The sequence below is a fragment of the Bacillus sp. P14.5 genome, assembly GCF_003316765.1.
Classification (GTDB): domain Bacteria; phylum Bacillota; class Bacilli; order Bacillales; family Bacillaceae_B; genus Rossellomorea.
On record NZ_NIJF01000062.1, the window covers coordinates 1 to 2890 of the forward strand.

The 2890-nt window shown below is 52.4% G+C and carries 4 protein-coding genes; 3 read left to right on the forward strand and 1 reads right to left on the reverse strand.

What is annotated here, in order from left to right:
• The 3 genes from B9Z54_RS09360 to B9Z54_RS09370 form a co-directional block, all read left to right on the forward strand.
• Nucleotides 1-774, forward strand: a 774-nt coding sequence (locus B9Z54_RS09360) for an HAAS domain-containing protein (protein WP_113928146.1), incomplete at its 5' end; no start/stop codon positions are given.
• On the forward strand, nt 774-1130 hold the full coding sequence (locus B9Z54_RS09365; RefSeq protein ID WP_113928147.1) for a hypothetical protein: 357 nt from the start codon (nt 774-776) through the stop codon (nt 1128-1130). The genes B9Z54_RS09360 and B9Z54_RS09365, both read left to right, overlap by 1 nt.
• A gap of 59 nt (nt 1131-1189) precedes the next feature.
• On the forward strand, nt 1190-2026 hold the full coding sequence (locus B9Z54_RS09370; protein WP_240189869.1) for an alpha/beta hydrolase: 837 nt from the start codon (nt 1190-1192) through the stop codon (nt 2024-2026).
• Between the two features lie 116 nt (nt 2027-2142).
• Here the strand turns inward: B9Z54_RS09370 and B9Z54_RS09375 are convergent.
• A partial coding sequence (locus B9Z54_RS09375) for a GNAT family N-acetyltransferase (protein ID WP_205207699.1) occupies nt 2143-2890 on the reverse strand: 748 nt, incomplete at its 5' end.

Genomic DNA, 2890 nt, shown 5'->3' on the forward strand with positions numbered 1-2890 from the left:
CTTGGGAAGGGGACTGAAGATGGAACTTTCAAAAAGAGTCGTGATTTTTTAGATGACTTGGCGGTATATCTCATGTCGAGCGGGAAATCAGAAGATGAAGTGAAAGAAGTCGTCGAGGAGTTGAAAGACCATCTCGAGGAAGCAGAACGGGCAGGGAAAGGCGTGGACGATGTCGTCGGCCAAAGTCCGAAAGCCTATATGCAACACCTCGGGAGTGAGATGGTGTTCGATGTGAAAGGATTCATCAAAATCGTCGCGACAATTATTCCGAACGTCTTCGCCTACATCATCATTTCCAACTTCATACAGGGAGAGATGACGTTCTCAACGGTCCAGTTGATTGGGTTTCCGCTTGTGGCAATTCTATTTTTACTTGCCGTCTCACAAGCGTTCCGCAACATGTCGGTCCGCTCGAAAGAAAGTAAATTCAAAAACGGGATGATGTACATCGCGCTCGCCGCGCTACCGATGACAATGTTCCTCGGACTGATGGTACTCGACATCTTCGTCGAGACTCCAACGATCGTGTTCGGCCCAACTGGCCAACTCGTATTGTTCGGTCTGGCCGTCGTCACGTTGCTCGTCTTCTCGGTTTGGATGAAGACATGGATCAATGTGATTATTCCGCTGCTCTTATATGGGCCTCAATACGCATTCGCCCAGACGAGCTTGCCACTCGAACAACAACTCATTTTCTCGACGTTGATTTTGTTCGTCGGAATGGCAATCTTCATGTTCGTTTGGTGGAAAAAGAATCAACAGGGACAAGTTTGATGCTGGGACGAATCATCTTAGTCGGTTTCTTGTGTCTGCCGTGGGGCTTTTTCGTGACAACAGCAGACTTTCTATGGGGGAATGCGCTCGGGTATCTCGTGATTCCGGCCATCGTGTGGTCGGGTGTGTGGTGGTTTGGGCGGCGTGGGATGTTCCCGTGGCTCGTATTTGGGCTCATCGCATCTTATGTCATTTCCACGGCAATGGTGTGGCACGTCGATGGGGCGTGGGATTATTTCTTCAAGCCGATTGGCCAGTCCATCCTCGTGAATATCTGGACCATTGTATTCTCGAGTGGCGTCGTTTTGGCGTATGTGTATCGTCGTGCTTTTCAAAAAGCACGTGAATCCGCTTAAGGTCCGACTCGGCTGGGAATAGGCAAATGTACGCCTAAAAGAGAAAGAAGGGATTCCCGTTGCCAGTCAATCCGACGATTCAATTTTATTTGAACCAGTTTCAAAATCAAATCTCGACCACATATGACCGGTTGGATCCGTTCGAGTTAAGACGACAAGAAGACGCAATGATGACCCGGTTTCAACATAAAGAGCACGTGCATGAAGTCGAGGATCGCTGGATCGCGCTTCCGGACCGTTCGCTCCCGATTCGCATCTATCGGTCGAGTCAAACAATCGCGCCAGCACTCGTCTATTATCATGGTGGCGGGTATGTCACAGGGAGTCTCGACACCCATGACGCGATATGCCGGACGATCGCGAACGAGGCCGACTGTACCGTCATCTCGGTCGGTTACCGACTTGCGCCGGAACATAAGTTTCCGACAGCTGTGTTCGACAGCTACGAGGCGCTCGTCTGGATTGCAGACCACGCCTCTGACCTCGATATTGACGCCGAACGGATTGCCGTCGGCGGGGACAGTGCCGGCGGGACACTCGCCACGGTCAGCGCCTTGATGGCAATCGAACGAGGGCGTCCGCTCGCCATGCATCAGCTGCTGTTTTACCCGGTAACCGGGACCGAGGAGAATTTGCCGCTGTCATTGATTGATTACGCAAGCGGTTATCTGCTCGATGAAGGACTTATCCGGTGGTTCCAGCAACAATATTTCCATGATGAGACGGAATTGATGCATCCGTACGCCTCGCCGATTTTTTCGGAACACTTAGGTGAACTTCCTCCGACGACGTTGTTGACGGCCGAGTACGACCCGCTCCGCGACCTCGGGCGCGCATACGCCAATAAATTGATTAGTCTCGGTGTTCCGGTCACGTATGAAAATTACGGGGGTTGATCCATGGCTTCGTCAATTATTACACGTACGTCCCGGAAGCGAGACGAGCCGTCAAAGAAGCGGCCCATACGCTCGGAACGGCATTCATGAAAAAACTCGCCCGTGAGGCGAGTTTTTTATGCTTTCGATAAACTCGGGAAACGGCAACCGTCCGGGAAGAGGCGATCTTCACTCATCCGAATCATCCATTGGCCGTCATGTGACGCACGTCGTTCGACACCGACGAGGTCAGGCGTGAATTCAAAGACGATCTCCGTGATGCCTTCGAAAGAGAGTCGTGCCACGACGTCCTGCATATCGACGGGCCGCGGCGACAGCACCGCGAATAGTCTCAGACGCGTGCGCTCAATCAAATAGATGACGTGTACATCGTCGAAGCGATAGACGTTCTCGTTCATCCCTTGATAGTAGTAGAACATCCAAATGTGCATGTCGTCCCTCGCATAGAGGCGCGGCGAGAACGGAAGCGATTCCAGTTTGAAACGACGCCACTGCTCGGCATCGACGTCAACGCGTTCAAGTGGGGCGGCGAATCCCGATACTGAAACGAATAGCTCCGGTTCGGGTTGGACGGTGAACCCTTGCTGTTCATAAAACGGTTCAACCCCTTCGTCACACGCTAAAAAATACGGCAAGCCATCAGCGTCATGCTGCTTGAACACGTGCTTGAAAATACGGGTGGCGAGCCCTTGTCCTTGTCGATCCTCGTCGGTCATGACCGTCCCAATCTGATACGCTTCGCGAGCGGTTCCGTCCGTCATCAGTGTCATCCGACTCATGCCGACATTCGAGATGACGTTCCGATAGGACGTCAACGAATAGCAACGATAGCGGTCGGTCCATTCACCAGCCCGATACCAGGCA